The sequence below is a fragment of the Streptomyces uncialis genome (genome assembly GCF_001905345.1).
GTDB lineage: Bacteria > Actinomycetota > Actinomycetes > Streptomycetales > Streptomycetaceae > Streptomyces > Streptomyces uncialis.
Genome location: NZ_LFBV01000003.1, coordinates 357,128 through 371,456, shown reverse-complemented (window position 1 = coordinate 371,456; position 14,329 = coordinate 357,128). Strand labels below are relative to the sequence as shown.

Sequence of the window (14,329 nt, the reverse complement as noted above, 5' to 3'; positions counted from 1 at the left end):
ACGTCGCGTGAGGCTGAAGAGTGTGGTGCATGAGCGATTACTACAACGCGTTCGAGACGAGTCCCGTGCCCGCTCCCGGCCCGGACGCCGTTCCGCCGGAGCTGTTCCGTGGCATCTACGGAATGCCCGCGTTCGTGACGATCCCCACCAGCGATCTGGCGGAGTCGGTGGACTTCTGGGTTCGCGGCCTCGGGTTCTTCGAGCTGTTCAGCATCCCCGGCACACTGGTGCATCTGCGCCGGTGGGCGTTCCAGGACGTACTCCTCGTCCCGGCGGCGGAGGTTGCGGACCAGGCACCGGCGATGAGCTTCAGCTTCTCGGGAGTGCTCAGCCAGGTCGATCCCCTGGTCGAGGCTTGCCGCGCGTTGCGCCCGGACTCGGTCGACGGTCCACGGGACACGCCCTGGAACACCCGCGACGTCACCGTGATCACCCCCGAGAACGCACGGATCGTCTTCACCGCGGCGAAGCCCTTCGCCCCGGACAGCCAGGAGGCACGCAACCTCGCGGCCATCGGGATCTCCCCACCGGACGGGCCGCCGCGGTGACAATGAGCGGCATGCTTGAAGCCACCGAAGCCGATGGCCTGACCGTCGGCCAGGTCTCGACGCGTTGGCGAGCCGTCGCCGACGCCGTGGACGGCCTCGACCGTGCTCTCGGGGACGCGATGGACAGGGGTGTCGCACCTGGCAGCCCGGAAGCGGGCCGACTCGTCGAGCGGCACCGCGAGGTGTTCGCCTCGTACTTTCCCCTCACCAGGCGGATGCAGGTCTGCCTGGGCCGCAGATACGAGGCCGATCCCGCGTTCGCCGCCCACTACGACGGTATCCGCGCCGGGCTCGCCGCGTGGTTCCGCCGGATCGTCGACGCCGACGCGCGCGCCCACGGCATCGACCCCGACACCGCGACCTGGCAGTAGCGCGGCCCCCTCCAGTCGCCCGGTCCGGACAAGGTCCCGCGCTGCCCCTCTCGGCAGCCCCGGGACCCCGCCCGGACCGGCTCGGCTTCGGCCGGACGATCAGCGGTCACCCCTCATCGCAGGGCCACCGCATCCGGGGTCAGGGCTGGATGAGCGAGTCCTTGTAGTAGACGGACGCCTTGCGCTGACCGCTCTGCACCCCGGAGGCGAAGCCCATGCAGAGGCGGTACACACCGGGGTCGGCCATCTTGGGGATCTGGATGGCGAGGCCCTCGGGCTCGCGGAAGGGCAGGGTGTAGCCGGCCTTGGAGTGGAAGGACTTGACGAGCTGTCCGGTGTTCAGGTCGACCGAGGCGAGGAAGGTGTTGCCCTCGCCCGGGGGCGAGATGACGATGTCCGGTGTCGCGGTGTTGTCGTCGTGGTCCTGCTTCTTGCCGTAGGCGTTGCCGCGCAACATGTACAGGTAGCTGCCGGCCACCGCGTACCCCTGGAACGACGGCTTGCCGTAGCGGTTGACATCGACCGGGATGGCGGGTTCGGCGACCTCCACCAGCGGGGTGCTGAAGTCTCCGGCACGGGCCTTGGGCAGATCGTAGACGCGGTAGCGCATACCGCCGGCGTCGTAGCGGACGACCAGGCGGTTGTTGAGCGGGTCGACACTCGCGGTGTTGTTGGAGCTGCCGGGAACGGGGGTGAACTTCTGGAGCGAGGCGTTGGTGGCGTCCAGGGGTGTCGCGGAACTCGCGAACTTGAAGCGGCACAGCCGCTTGCCACGGCTGGTCATGTCATCGATGTCCTGGACGGCGTCGACCTCGGTCCACAGGTAGGTGCTGCTGCCGGACGGCTCGACGCCGAAGCTCACCCCGTGCCCGAAGCCGCGCAGGTACATGTAGCCCGTCACGCTGCCGGTGCCGCTGCCGTCCGCCGCGTCGGCGCCGAGGGTCCACTCGGTGATCGCCAGGTCGCCGCGCAGGTCACGGACGTCACCGGCGACGGGCGCCGACTCGCCGGGGAGCTTGCGGCCGCCCTGGATGACCTGGGCGTAGTAGAGGCGGCGGTTGACGTTGTCGAAGCCTATGGACTGGATCACGGTCCCTTCGCGCAGGGTCTCCTCGCGGAAGTAGGCGGGACCGGTGTTGCCCTCGACCCTGATCAGCTTTGAAGGTGGCAGACCTACGGCGTTCGCTCCTGTGGCTGGGCCCGCGCCCGCGCCCGAGCTCGCGAACGCGGCGCCGGCACCCGAGCCGACCCCGGCGACGGTCAGTGCGGCGACGCCGCTCCAGCTGAGGAAGTTGCGTCGGTTGAACTGAGAGGTGTTGTTCATATGCTCTTTTTTTCACAGAGATTGACGGTACGTCGACTTCATTTCAGGTACCACTGGCATCACCGGCGGCACATGGGTCCCGATGGTCGTCGGCCCGCCCCCCCCGCCTCGCCCCCGGAACCCGTCTCCTGTGAGGGCCCTCCGTCCGGCGGTCAGCGCACGAGGCGCCTGCGCGACCGCCGATCTCGTACCGCCGATCTCACACCGACGGTCTCATACCAGCGACCGCACACCGGCGGCGATCGACGCGGCGTCGATACCGGAGTGGTGGAGCTGTTCCGCGGGCGTGGCGGACGCGGGCATGTTCCGTACCGCCAGGCGGATCAGCCTCGGCGCGGGGCGGCCGTCGGCGAAGGCCTCGGCGACCGCGTCCCCGATGCCGCCCTCGGGGTGGTGGTCCTCGACCGTCATCAGGCAGCCCGTCGCGTCCGCCGCCTGCCGAAGGGTCCCGCCGTCGACGGGTTTCACCGAGTACAGGTCGATCACCCGTACCGCGATGCCCTCCGCCGCCAGCAGATCGGCGGCGCGCAGGGCCTCGTGCACGGTGACCCCGGCGCCGATGACGGTGACCTGGTCCGCGTCGCCCGACCGCAGCACCCGGGACCCGCCGACCGGGAAGTCCTCGTCCGGGCCGTACAGGACGGGGGAGGCTCCGCGGCTGGTGCGCAGATAGCCGATGCCGGGCAGCCCGGCCATGTGGTGGACGAGACGGGCGGTCTGGTTGGCGTCGCACGGGTACAGGACGGTGGAGCCGTGGACCGCGCGCATCATGGCGAGGTCTTCGAGACCCATCTGGGAGGGTCCGTCCTGGCCGATGGAGACTCCGGCGTGGGAGCCGCAGAGCTGGATGCCGGTGCCGCTGACGGCCGCCATCCGGATGAAGTCATGGGCCCGGGTGAGGAACGCGGCGAACGTCGTGGCGAAGGGGAGGTAGCCGCGTGCCCGCATCCCCACGGCGGTGGCGATCAGTTGCTGTTCGGCGATGTACATCTCGAAGTAGCGGTCCGGGTGGGCCTTGCCGAACGCGTCGGCCCGGGTGGAGTCACCGACCTCGCCGTCCAGGGCGACGACATCGTCCCGCTCCGATCCGAGGGCGGCGAGCGCGGCCCCGAAGGCGTCCCGGGTGGCGACCTCGTCCCCGGCCCGGTAGCGGGGCGCCGAGACCGGGGTGGTCGCGGCACCGCCGGTCCTGGCCGGGGCGGTCGTCGTCGGCGTACCGGACGGCTTCGCCACGTCGATCCGGACGGACCGGGTCCCGCCCAGTTCCTCGACGGCCCGTTCGGGGTGCGGCAGCGGCTTGCCGTGGAAGCCCTCCTGGTCCTCCACCTCCGCGACGCCCCGGCCCTTGTGGGTGCGGGCGATGACCGCGGTGGGCCGGTCCGTCGTGGCCGCGGCCTCCTGGAAGGCGGTGTCGATCGCGGTGATGTCGTGTCCGTCGACCTCGATCGTGTGCCAGCCGAAGGCACCCAGCTTGCGGGCGTAGGTGTCGAGGTCCCAGCCCTCGCGGGTGGGGCCGCGCTGGCCGAGCCGGTTGACGTCCACGATCAGGGTCAGGTTGTCGAGCCGTTCGTACGCCGCCTGCGCGGCGCCTTCCCAGACGGAGCCCTCGGCCATCTCGCTGTCCCCGCACAGCACCCAGACCCGGTACGGCAGCCGGTCCAGCCGCTTCCCGGCGAGCGCCATGCCGACCCCGACGGGAAGCCCCTGCCCGAGGGAGCCGGTGGCCACGTCCACCCAGGGCAGACGTGGGGTGGGGTGCCCTTCCAGGGGGCTGCCGTCCTGCCGGAACGTGAGGAGTTCCGCCTCGTCGATCACTCCCGCCGCCCGGTAGAGCGCGTACAGCAGCGGAGAGGCGTGCCCCTTGGAGAGGACCAGCCGGTCGTTGCCCGGATGCCCGGGCCGCTCGAAGTCGTAGCGCAGATGGTGCGCCAGCAACACGCCGCCGAGGTCCGCGGCCGACATCGACGAGGTGGGGTGTCCCGACCCCGCCGCGTCCGCCGCGCGGACCGCGTCCACCCGCAGCTGCTGACCCAGTTCTTCCAGTTGCCCGGTCTCCATGTCGCTCCTCTCGTCCGGCCCGCTTCCCGTCGTTCGCACGGTCCGATTCCGTCCGGTCCGATTCCGTTCCGTCCACAGGCGGCCCCTCCACCCGGGGCGGCCCGTCGGCGTATCGACCTGCGGTGCCGAACCCGTCGCGTACGGTGACCACACCCGGTCGCGTATCCCGCCCGTACGGAGCGGGCCCGCCGGACCCGTCCCTGACGGGGACGACGCGGCAACCGCGCACGCTCCCGCGCCGCCGGACCACATGCGGGTACCCAGCCGTCCGGGCCGTACTTCCAGGATCGTCACAATCCGCCCGGAGCGCTCCCGGGGGGACCGGCCCCCGGTCCCGCGCGATCACCGGGCGTCCTTCGCCACCGCGCGCTCCCGTTCCCACGCGGCCCCTCGGAGGAGCCGGGCTCAGGGCGGGGTGTCCGTCGGGCGGGTCCCGCGCAGCTGGTCCAGACGGCGGATCACCGGGGTCGCGCTCACCCCGTGGAGCAGGACGGACAGCGCGACCGTGAGGGCGGTCAGCGCCCACAACTCTTCGGCGAGGCCCGCGAAGTCGTCGTGGCCGAGGGCGTAGGAGAGATAGAAGAGGGAGCCGATGCCCCGCAGGCCGAAGACCGCGGTGACGGCTCTCTCCCGGGGGCCCGCCGGGAGGCCGAGCTGTGCGATCCAGCCCGTGACGGGGCGGATGACCAGGATGAGTCCGAGTGCGACGAGGACGGTCCACCAGGTCAGTTCGGACAGCCCACCGGTGACGAGGTAGCCGCCGAGGAGGACGAGGAGCGCCGCGGTGAGCAGACGTTCGATCTGCTCGGTGAACTCGTGCAGCACCTTGTGATAGCCGTGGTCGCGTTCGGCGGCCCGGATCGTGCAGGCGGTGACGAAGACGGCGAGGAAGCCGTAGCCGTGGGCGAGTTCGGCGATCCCGTAGGACAGGAAGGTCGCCGCGAGGGCGACGAAGCCCTCCATGTGCCCGGAGAGACGCAGCGCCGACGCACCGGCCCGGAAGAACATCCACCCCAGCAAACGCCCCAGGGCGAGACCGACGACCACCCCGACGGCGACCTTGACGAGGACGTCGACGACGAACCAGCGCCCCCATCCGGCCTGCGACCAGGCGCCCCCGGCGGCGGCCAGCGCCACGGCCGCGAGGACGAAGGGGAACGCGAGACCGTCGTTGAGACCTGCCTCCGCCGTCAGGGCGAAGCGGACCTCGTCCTCGTCGTTCTCGTCGTCGGTGGGCTCACCGACCCGCACCTCCGCGGCCAGCACGGGGTCGGTGGGCGCCAGCAGGGCTCCCGCCAGCAGCGCGGCGGCGACGGGCCAGCCGAGCAGCAGCCAGGCGCTCATGGCGGTCGCGACGACGGTGAGCGGGAGCGTGATCCCGATCAGCCGCCAGGGCCCGGCCCATGACCGCGGGGTGAAGGGCCGGTTGATGGCCAGTCCCGCGCCCATGAGGGAGACGATCACGCAGACCTCGGTGACATGCTCGACCCACACCCGGTCCGCCACCGGATCGACCTGCGGCAGCGGTACGGGCAGCGCGGCGGCCACCGCGCCGATCACGAGGAACACGATCGGCATCGACAGCGGTCTGCGCCGCAGCAGCCGGGGCAGCACAGCCGCCGCGAGCGCCCCGAGACCCAGGGTCGTGTACACGATGTCGGACGGGGTCAACGGCTTCGTCCTCTCAGCGGGCGTGCAACAGGAGCCAGGGAGCACGTGCCCGTTCGCCGGAGGATCATGGCCCGTCCGTCGCGGGGCCCGCCGTCGCCGCGATACCCGAGCGGTCCGGGAGCGGATCTTCGCCGACGCCGGGACCGCGCTCCGGGGCATCACCCGGTGACGTGGCCCGCCGCCCGCGAGATCCGCGGGACGGGCCCTAACCGGCCGTCGGTGTTCCGCCCAGGGTCTCGCGCAGCAGGACCGCCTCCTGGTCGAGGTGGTGGAGCAGCGCCTGGAGGGCGGGGGTGCGGGTGCGGTGGGGTGCCTCGGTGGTGCCCACCGTGCGTCCCACCGAGGGGAGTTCGACGGGCAGCGCGGCGAGGTGCTCGTCCTCGCGCAGTACCAGTTCGGGCAGGAGCGCCACCATGTCCGTCTGGAGGAGCAGCGCCCGCATGGTGAGGATGGACGTGCATTCGACGCGGTCCGCGGGCAGGGCGAGGCCCCGGTCCACGAAGAGGGCGCCGAGTTCCTGACGCAGGGCGGTCTGCTCGACGGGCAGGATCCAGGGGAACCCGAGGGTGTCCGTGAGTGTGACGCCCTCGGCGTCGAGGAGCGGGTGGCCGGATCGGACGGCGAGCCGGATGGGCTCCCGGTACAGCATCCGCTGGCGCAGTCCGTCCCCTTCGGCGGGGGCGGAGCCCACCCGGCCGACGATGACGTCCAGCTCGCCCGCCAGCAGCGCGGGGTGGAGGACGTCCGGGGTGCCCTCGCGTACGACGACGGTGAGCCGGGGCCGTTCCCGTTTGAGTCCGGCGACCGCCCGGGGCAGCAGGACATTCGCGCCGGCCAGCAGCGTGCCCACGGTCACCGTGCCGTCCTGGCCCTGCCGCAGCCCGGTGAGGTGCTCCCCGGCCCGGCGCACCTCGGCGACCACCGCGCGGGCGTGTTCCGCCAGTGCCGCGCCGTAGACGGTGGGCCGCATCCCGCGCGGTACGCGGACGAAGAGCGGCAGATCGGCGATGGCCTCCAGCTCATGGAGGGTCCGGGTCGCGGCGGGCTGGGTGAGGTGCAGCGATTCGGCCGCCCGTACGACGCTTCCGTGCTCGCTGACCGCTATGAGCAGGGTCAGGTGCCGGAACTTGAGCCGGCCGTCCAGGAGGTCCATCCGGGGGCTCCTTCCTGGGAGGCGGGCGGCCTGTGACGGCGCGGGGAGCGCGACATACCAGGATCGCTATAGCTCTCACACCGATCGGCATTGGATCGGCATAGCTGGGTGGGTGCACTATACCGGCACACCCCGGGGGGCGAGTTTCGGACATTCCCCGGCCCAGTATCGGAGGTCTGCAAGGTGGCTTCACCCGTGCGGCATTACGTAGGAGGCGGGTTCGACGCGTCCGGCGTGCCGTTCCCGCTCGTCGACCCGGTCACCGGGAGCGCCGTCGGCGAGGTACCGCAAGCGTCCCGCGAGGTGGTCGACCGGGCGGTCCGCGCGGCCCGGGAAGCGCTGCGCGGACCGTGGGCGGCGTGGAGCCCGGCGGAGCGGTCGCGGCTGCTGCACCGGATCGCGGACGGGATCGAGCGGCGCTTCGAGGAGTTCGTCACCGCCGAGTGCGCCGACACCGGCAAGCCCCGCGAGCTGGCGTCGACCGTCGACATCCCTCGCGCGGTCGCCAATTTCCGCTCGTACGCGGACCTCCTGGCCGGGCGGAGCGAGCGGTCCTGGCACACCACCACCCCCGACGGGCGCGGCGCGCTGAACTACACCGTGCACAAGCCGCTCGGCGTCGTCGCGGTGATCTCCCCGTGGAACCTGCCGCTGCTGCTCCTCACCTGGAAGGTCGCGCCCGCCCTCGCGACGGGCAACACGGTGGTGGCCAAGCCGTCCGAGCTCACCCCCGGCACCGCCTGTCTGCTGGCCGAGGTGATGGCCGAGGCGCAGGTTCCGGCGGGCGTCTTCAACCTCGTGCACGGCACGGGAGCCGACGCGGCCGGACAGTGGCTCACCGAACACCCCGGGGTGGACGCCATCGCCTTCACGGGCGAGTCGAGCACCGGGACCGCGATCATGCGGGCGGCGGCGGCCAGGCTGGCGCCGGTCTCCTTCGAGCTGGGCGGCAAGAACGCCGGACTCGTCTTCGCCGACGCCGATCTGGAACAGGCCGTCGAAGGGACCCTCCGGTCGGCCTTCACGCACAGCGGGCAGGTCTGTCTGTGCACCGAGCGGGTGTATGTGCAGCGTCCGGTCTTCGACGAGTTCGCGGCGGCGCTGGCCGCCGGGGCGAAGGAACTGTCCGGCTACGGCCCGATGGTCTCCGCCGCCCACCGGGACAAGGTGCTGGGCCATCTGGCGCGGGCCACCGCCGACGGCGACGTCCTCGCGGGCGGCGGGGTGCCGCACTTCGGGGACGAGCGCGACGGCGGCTTCTGGGTGGAACCCACCGTGCTCGCCGGACTGCCCGAGGACCACCCGGCGGTACGGGACGAGATCTTCGGCCCGGTCGTCCATCTGGCGCCGTTCGACACCGAGGAGGAGGCGCTGACCCTCGCCAACGCGAGCCCCTACGGGCTGGCCGCCACGGTGTGGACCGGCGACGTGAGCCGCGCGCACCGCGTGGCCCCCGCCCTCGATGTCGGCATCGCCTGGGTCAACACCTGGAACCTGCGCGACCTCCGCACGCCCTTCGGCGGCGTGAAGGCGTCCGGGATCGGCCGTGAGGGCGGCGACCACTCCCTCGACTTCTTCTCCGAACCGATGAATGTGTGCGTGAAGCTGTGAGCACAAGGGACGAGACCGTGAACACGACGGGTGAGGCGGCGGGCGCGACGCCCGACCAGGTGGCGAGCGCCGCACAACGCCTGGAGGAGGCGCACCGCACCGGTGTCCCGTGCGCCCCGGTACGCGACCTCCTGCCGCCCGGGGACCTGGACGCCGCCTACGCCGTCCAGTCCGTCCTCACCGAACGCCGCCGCGCCCGGGGCCGGCGCGTCACCGGCTGGAAGATCGGTCTGACCTCGGTTGCCGTGCAGCGGCAACTCGGCGTCGGCACGCCGGACTTCGGCGCGCTCCTCGACGACACCGCCGTGCCGGACGGCGCCGAGATCCCCTGGGGCTCGGTGCTCCAGCCCCGCGCCGAGGCCGAGGTCGCCCTGGTCCTCGAACACGACCTCCTCCACGAGCGGCACACGGTGGCCGACGTGATCCGCGCGACCGCCTTCGCGCTGCCCGCCATCGAGGTGGTCGGCAGCCGGATACGCGACTGGGACATCTCGGCCGTGGACACCATCGCCGACAACGCCTCCAGCGGCGCGTACGTCCTCGGCACCCGGCCCGTGCCGCTGCGGGACCTCGATCTGCGGACCGCCGGGATGGTGCTGGAGCGCCGCGGCGAGCCCGTCTCCACCGGTGCGGGCGTCGCCTGCCTGGGGAACCCGCTGCACGCCGCCGTCTGGCTGGCCGACACCCTCGTCCGGCTCGGCCGCCCGCTGCGCGCCGGGGACACCGTGCTCACCGGCGCGCTCGGACCCATGACGGCCGCCCGGCCCGGTGATGTGTTCGAGGCCCGTGTCGACGGGCTCGGCTCGGTCCGCGCGGCCTTCGGGCGCGCCGCTCAGGAAGCCCACGACGCCCAGGAAGGGGACGTCCGATGAACATCATGACTCTCGCGGAATCGCTCGACACCGCGGCGCTGGACGCCCGTCCGCTCCCCGGCGGCGGCAGCGGCCTGACGGACACCGCCGAGGCGTACGCCGTCCAGGACGCCCTGATCGCCCGGCGGCTGGCCCGCGGGGAGCGGCTCACCGGCGTCAAGCTGGGCTTCACCAGCATCGCCAAGATGCGGCAGATGGGCGTGGACGATCTGATCCACGGACGGATCACGGACCGGATGGAGATCCCCGACGGGGGGCTCCACGACATCTCCGGGCTGATCCACCCCCGGGTCGAGCCCGAGGTGGCCTTCCTCCTGGGCGCGACCCTGCGCCCCGGCGGCGACCCGGCGGCGGCGGTCGCCGCCGTGGCACCCGCGCTGGAGATCATCGACTCCCGCTACGACGGCTTCCGCTTCTCCCTCCCCGAGGTGATCGCCGACAACACCTCCGCCGCGGGCTACGTCGTCGGGCCCTGGAGCGCCCCCCGCGACCTGGCCAACCTCGGCGTCCTGCTGGAACTCGACGGACGCCCCGCCCAGACCGGTTCCACCGCGGCGATCCTCGGACACCCGCTGCGCGCCCTCGCCGCCGCGGCCCGGCTCACCGGCCCGCTGGAGGCCGGCACGGTGATCCTCGCCGGTGCGGCGACCGCGGCCGTGCCCCTGCCGCCCGGCACCCACGTACGGTCGACCGTCGCGGGCCTCGGCACCGTCCAGTTCACCACCGCGGCCGCCCGGACCACCGGGGAGGACGCGTGATCGTCCCCGGTGCCGCCCCGCCCCGCGGCCGGTTCCCGCATCTGCGGCGCGCGGGCGACCTCGTCTTCGTGTCCGGTACGAGCTCCCGGCGCCCCGACGGCACCTTCGTCGGCGCGAGCGCCGACCCGATGGGCGTGACGGACCTCGACATCCGCGCCCAGACCCGGGCCGTGCTCGACAACATCGCGAGCCTGCTGGCCCCGGTCGGCGGCGGACTCGGCGACCTGGTGTCGGTCACCACGTATCTCGTCGGCATGAACGACTTCGGCGGCTACAACGAGGTCTACGCCGAGTACTTCGACGAGAGCGGACCGACCCGCACCACCGTCGCCGTCCACCAGCTCCCGCACCCCCACCTGCTGATCGAGATCAGCGCCGTGGCCCACCTCCCACAGAGCAAGGAACAGCGCCGATGACCATGACACCGTTCAACCTCCAGTCCTGGATCGAGGAACACCGGCACCTGCTCAAGCCGCCGGTCGGCAACGTCCAGATCTGGCAGGACGCCGATCTGATGGTGACGGTCGTGGGCGGACCCAACCGGCGCACCGACTTCCACGACGACCCCATCGAGGAGTTCTTCTACCAGCTCAAGGGCGACATGGTGCTCCGCGTCATGGAGGAGGAGGGCCGCCCGCCGCGCGACATCCACATCCGTGAGGGCGATGTGTTCCTCGCCCCCGCGCATCTGCGGCACTCCCCGCAGCGGCCGGAGGAGGACAGCATCGGCCTCGTCGTCGAGTTCGCCCGCCCGCAGGGCCACCTCGACGCCTTCGAGTGGTACTGCATGGAGTGCCACCACCTGGTGCACCGCAGCGAGGTCCAGCTCACCTCCATCGTCGACGACCTGCCGCCGGTGTTCGGCGCGTTCTACGCCGACCAGGCCGCCCGCACCTGCCCGCACTGCTCCGCGGTGCACCCGGGCCGCGACTGGCCCGAGGAGCTGCGCCCGCGCACCCGCCGCGACGAGGAGGCCGGCGCGTGACCGTCGTCGACGTGCACGCCCACGTCTTCCCGGAGATCGGCCGCGCCGAGTCCCGGCGGCTCACCGGCTCCGACGACGGCCCCTGGCTGCGCACCACGGACGGCCCGGGCACCGGGATGATGATGGCCGGCGCCGCCGAGTACCGGCCGGTCCAGCGCACCCTGTGGGACCCGGCGGAACGCGTCGCCGACCTGGACCGGCTCGGCGTGGACGTACAGGTGCTCTCCAGCACCCCGATGCTGTTCGGCTACGACCTCGAAACCGCGCGCGGCGTCGACTGGTGCCGCACGGTCAACTCCCATCTGCTCAGCTACGCCGCGCACGACCGGGACCGGCTGGCCCCGCTGTGCCAGGTGCCGTTGCAGGACACCGAGGCGGCCTGCGCGACCCTCAGCGAGGCGATGAGCCAGGGCTTCCACGGCGTCCACATCGGCAACCACCTCGTCGACCGCGACCTCGACCACGGGGCGCTGCTCGAATTCCTCACCCACTGCGCCGACCAGGACGCGGCCGTCCTCGTCCACCCCTGGGACCTGCCCTCGGGACCGCGGTTCTCCCGGTACATGCTGGCCTGGCTGGCGGGCATGGCGGGGGAGACCCATCTGACCATCCTGTCGCTGATCCTGTCCGGCGCCTTCGAACGCCTCCCGGCGTCGCTGCGGCTGATGTTCGCCCACGGCGGCGGCAGCTTCCCGTACCTGCTGGGCCGGGCCGACAACGCCTGGCACCGCCGCGACCTGGTGCGCGCCGACAGCCCGCATCCGCCTTCGCACTACACCGACCGCTTCTCCGTCGACTCGGCCGTCTTCGACCCCGGCGCGCTGCGGCTCCTCGTGGACGTGATGGGCGCGGAGCGGGTACTGCTCGGCTCCGACCACCCGTTCCCGCTCGGCGAGGAGGAGATCGGCCGTCTGGTGCGCGAGAGCGCGCTCACCCCCGAGGAACGCGCGGCCGTCCTCGGCGGCAACGCCGTCCGCTTCTTCGGACTGGCCCGGCAGACGAAGGAGGCCGTCCGATGAAGGCAGCCGTGATCGGATCGGGCAACATCGGCACCGATCTCCTCATCAAGATCATCAGAGGGTCGGGGAACGTCACCGCCGCCGCGATGATCGGCATCGACCCGGACTCGGAAGGGCTCGCCCGCGCCCGCCGACTCGGGGTCCCGACCAGCTCGGACGGCGTGGCCGGACTGATCGCGCTCGACGGATTCGACGAGATCGACGTGGTCTTCGACGCCACCTCCGCCGCCGCGCACCACCGCAACGCCGCCGCGCTCGCCCCGTACGGCAAGACGCTCGTCGACCTGACCCCGGCGGCCATCGGCCCGTACGTGGTCCCGCCCGTCAACCTCGACGAGCACCTCGACGCCCGCAACGTCAACATGGTCACCTGCGGCGGCCAGGCCACCATCCCGATCGTCGCCGCCGTCGCCGCGGTCGCCCCGGTCCACTACGCGGAGATCGTCGCCTCGATCGCCTCCCGCTCGGCCGGCCCCGGCACCCGCGCCAACATCGACGAGTTCACCGAGACCACGTCCCGCGCCCTCGAACAGGTCGGCGGCGCGAGTCGCGGCAAGGCGATCATCGTGCTCAACCCGGCGGAACCGCCGCTGCTGATGCGCGACACCGTCCACTGCGTCGTCGACGACTGCGACACCGGGCGGGTGACCGACTCCGTCCACGCCATGGTCGCGTCCGTCGCCGCCTACGTACCCGGCTACCGGCTCAAGCAGGAACCGCAGTTCCGCGCCCTCGCGGCCGACGACCCGCTGACCGGGCTCGCCGGCGGCGGACGGCTCCTCGTCTCCGTCTATCTGGAGGTCGAGGGCGCCGCCCACCACCTCCCCGCCTACGCCGGAAACCTCGACATCATGACCTCCGCCGCGCTGCGCACCGCCGAGCGCCTCGCCGAACGGAGCCGGGTCCGATGACCAAGGTCTACGTCCAGGACGTCACCCTGCGCGACGGTATGCACGCCGTGTCGCACCGCTACACCCTCGACCAGGTCCGGGCCATCGCCGCCGCCCTGGACGCCGCGGGCGTCGACGCCGTCGAGGTCTCCCACGGCGACGGCCTCTCCGGCTCCTCCGTCACCTACGGACCCGGCGCCCACACCGACTGGGAGTGGCTGGAGGCGGCGGCCGAGGTGCTCGACCGGGCCAGGCTCACCACCCTGCTGCTCCCCGGTATCGGCACCGCCGACGACCTGCGCCGCGCCCACTCCCTCGGCGTCACGTCGGTCCGGGTCGCCACGCACTGCACCGAGGCGGACATCTCCGCCCAGCACATCGGTCTGGCCCGGGAACTGGGCATGGACGTGTCGGGCTTCCTGATGATGTCCCACCTCGCCCCGCCCGCCGAGCTGGCCGCGCAGGCCCGCCTCATGGAGTCCTACGGCGCGCACTGCGTCTACGTCACCGACTCCGGCGGCCGGCTCACCATGGACGGCGTACGGGACCGGGTCCGCGCCTACCGCGACGTACTCGACCCGGCCACCGGGATCGGCATCCACGCCCACCACAACCTCGGCCTCGGGGTGGCCAACAGCATCGTGGCGGTGGAGGCCGGGGCGCACCGCGTCGACGCCTCCCTCGCCGGACAGGGCGCGGGCGCCGGGAACGCGCCGCTGGAGCCCACCGTCGCGGTGTTCGACCTCATGGGCTGGGAACACGGCTGCGACCTGTTCCCGCTGATGGACGCCGCCGAGGAGCTGGTACGACCGACCCAGGACCGACCCGTGCGGGTCGACCGGGAGACACTGACGCTCGGGTACGCCGGGGTGTACTCCAGCTTCCTGCGGCACGCGGAGAACACGGCCGGGCGCCACCGTCTCGACACCCGCGACCTGCTGGTCGAGGCGGGACGGCGGCGGCTGGTCGGCGGGCAGGAGGACCTGCTCACCGACATCGCGCTCGATCTCGTCCGGGACCGCGACGCCGCCCCCGCCCCCGACGCCTGACCGCCCTACCCCACCACCAC

12 protein-coding genes and 2 pseudogenes are annotated in these 14,329 nt (G+C 72.5%); 10 read left to right on the top strand and 4 right to left on the bottom strand.

The window, feature by feature from the left end:
• Positions 1-29: 29 nt before the first annotated feature.
• Both AB852_RS15605 and AB852_RS15600 read left to right on the top strand, forming a co-directional pair.
• A pseudogene (locus AB852_RS15605) lies at positions 30-567 on the top strand (VOC family protein).
• Between the two features lie 46 nt (positions 568-613).
• A pseudogene (locus AB852_RS15600) lies at positions 614-919 on the top strand (TipAS antibiotic-recognition domain-containing protein); the annotation flags it as partial.
• Between the two features lie 139 nt (positions 920-1,058).
• Here AB852_RS15600 and AB852_RS15595 read toward each other — a convergent pair.
• The 4 genes from AB852_RS15595 to AB852_RS15580 form a co-directional block, all read right to left on the bottom strand.
• Positions 1,059-2,243, bottom strand: a complete 1,185-nt coding sequence (locus AB852_RS15595; protein ID WP_245876793.1) for a phage baseplate protein — start codon at positions 2,241-2,243, stop codon at positions 1,059-1,061.
• Between the two features lie 213 nt (positions 2,244-2,456).
• Positions 2,457-4,301 carry a transketolase gene (locus tag AB852_RS15590; RefSeq protein WP_073788480.1) on the bottom strand — a complete coding sequence of 615 codons (1,845 nt, stop codon included), beginning with the start codon at positions 4,299-4,301 and terminating at the stop codon, positions 2,457-2,459.
• Between the two features lie 405 nt (positions 4,302-4,706).
• Positions 4,707-5,972, bottom strand: a complete 1,266-nt coding sequence (locus AB852_RS15585) for a cation:proton antiporter (RefSeq protein ID WP_073788478.1) — start codon at positions 5,970-5,972, stop codon at positions 4,707-4,709.
• Between the two features lie 205 nt (positions 5,973-6,177).
• Positions 6,178-7,125, bottom strand: a complete 948-nt coding sequence (locus tag AB852_RS15580; protein WP_073788476.1) for a LysR substrate-binding domain-containing protein — start codon at positions 7,123-7,125, stop codon at positions 6,178-6,180.
• A 195-nt stretch (positions 7,126-7,320) separates the two neighbouring features.
• Here AB852_RS15580 and AB852_RS15575 point away from each other — a divergent pair, with 195 nt between their 5' ends.
• From AB852_RS15575 to dmpG, 8 genes are read left to right on the top strand one after another with little or no spacing between them, the layout of a single operon-like run.
• Positions 7,321-8,736 (top strand): 2-hydroxymuconic semialdehyde dehydrogenase, encoded by a 1,416-nt coding sequence (locus AB852_RS15575; protein ID WP_218623262.1) that lies wholly within the window; start codon positions 7,321-7,323, stop codon positions 8,734-8,736.
• A gap of 17 nt (positions 8,737-8,753) precedes the next feature.
• Entirely contained in the window at positions 8,754-9,608 is an 855-nt protein-coding gene (locus AB852_RS15570) for a 2-keto-4-pentenoate hydratase (protein WP_107499269.1), read from the top strand.
• Complete coding sequence (locus tag AB852_RS15565) at positions 9,605-10,366, top strand: 2-keto-4-pentenoate hydratase (RefSeq protein ID WP_073788470.1); 762 nt, start codon at positions 9,605-9,607, stop codon at positions 10,364-10,366. The genes AB852_RS15570 and AB852_RS15565 overlap by 4 nt, the downstream gene beginning before the upstream one ends.
• Positions 10,363-10,782 carry a RidA family protein gene (locus AB852_RS15560; RefSeq protein ID WP_073788468.1) on the top strand — a complete coding sequence of 140 codons (420 nt, stop codon included), beginning with the start codon at positions 10,363-10,365 and terminating at the stop codon, positions 10,780-10,782. Before AB852_RS15565 ends, AB852_RS15560 begins: the two co-directional genes overlap by 4 nt.
• Complete coding sequence (locus AB852_RS15555) at positions 10,779-11,351, top strand: 3-hydroxyanthranilate 3,4-dioxygenase (RefSeq protein ID WP_073788466.1); 573 nt, start codon at positions 10,779-10,781, stop codon at positions 11,349-11,351. Before AB852_RS15560 ends, AB852_RS15555 begins: the two co-directional genes overlap by 4 nt.
• Positions 11,348-12,370 carry an amidohydrolase family protein gene (locus AB852_RS15550; RefSeq protein WP_073788464.1) on the top strand — a complete coding sequence of 341 codons (1,023 nt, stop codon included), beginning with the start codon at positions 11,348-11,350 and terminating at the stop codon, positions 12,368-12,370. Before AB852_RS15555 ends, AB852_RS15550 begins: the two co-directional genes overlap by 4 nt.
• Complete coding sequence (locus AB852_RS15545; RefSeq protein ID WP_073788462.1) at positions 12,367-13,281, top strand: acetaldehyde dehydrogenase (acetylating); 915 nt, start codon at positions 12,367-12,369, stop codon at positions 13,279-13,281. The genes AB852_RS15550 and AB852_RS15545 overlap by 4 nt, the downstream gene beginning before the upstream one ends.
• On the top strand, positions 13,278-14,309 hold the full coding sequence (gene dmpG / locus AB852_RS15540) for a 4-hydroxy-2-oxovalerate aldolase (protein ID WP_073788460.1): 1,032 nt from the start codon (positions 13,278-13,280) through the stop codon (positions 14,307-14,309). Before AB852_RS15545 ends, dmpG begins: the two co-directional genes overlap by 4 nt.
• Positions 14,310-14,329: the final 20 nt, after the last annotated feature.

Bases quoted from the DNA above. Each gene is read 5' to 3' on its own strand.
- AB852_RS15595 (WP_245876793.1), bottom strand. From the start codon at position 2,243: ATGAACAACACCTCTCAGTTCAACCGACGCAACTTCCTCAGCTGGAGC.
- AB852_RS15590 (WP_073788480.1), bottom strand. From the start codon at position 4,301: ATGGAGACCGGGCAACTGGAAGAACTGGGTCAGCAGCTGCGGGTGGAC.
- AB852_RS15580 (WP_073788476.1), bottom strand. From the start codon at position 7,125: ATGGACCTCCTGGACGGCCGGCTCAAGTTCCGGCACCTGACCCTGCTC.
- AB852_RS15565 (WP_073788470.1), top strand. From the start codon at position 9,605: ATGAACATCATGACTCTCGCGGAATCGCTCGACACCGCGGCGCTGGAC.
- AB852_RS15555 (WP_073788466.1), top strand. From the start codon at position 10,779: ATGACCATGACACCGTTCAACCTCCAGTCCTGGATCGAGGAACACCGG.
- AB852_RS15545 (WP_073788462.1), top strand. From the start codon at position 12,367: ATGAAGGCAGCCGTGATCGGATCGGGCAACATCGGCACCGATCTCCTC.
- dmpG (WP_073788460.1), top strand. From the start codon at position 13,278: ATGACCAAGGTCTACGTCCAGGACGTCACCCTGCGCGACGGTATGCAC.